The 205-nt window shown below is 60.0% G+C and carries 1 pseudogene; it reads left to right on the top strand.

The window, feature by feature from the left end:
- Window positions 1–205 (top strand): annotated as a pseudogene (locus tag IBT47_RS26895) (filamentous hemagglutinin); the annotation flags it as partial.

Genomic DNA, 205 nt, shown 5'->3' with positions numbered 1-205 from the left:
CACGCTGGTCGGTGCCAACGGCAGCGGGCACGACAGCTCCACCACGCACGCGGCGGTGGAAGACGGCACGATCATTATCCGCGACAAAGACAAACAGCAGCAGGATGTGGCAACGCTGGACCGCGATACGGAGCATGCTGCAAATGGCCTGAGCCCGATCTTTGATAAGGAGAAAGAGCAGAAGCGGCTGCAGGAAGCGCAGATT

The organism is Erwinia sp. S43, from assembly GCF_016624745.1.
In the GTDB taxonomy this organism is placed as follows: domain Bacteria; phylum Pseudomonadota; class Gammaproteobacteria; order Enterobacterales; family Enterobacteriaceae; genus Erwinia; species Erwinia coffeiphila.
Note: the sequence above shows the minus strand (reverse complement) of the source record. Positions and strands in the feature narration are given on the sequence as shown.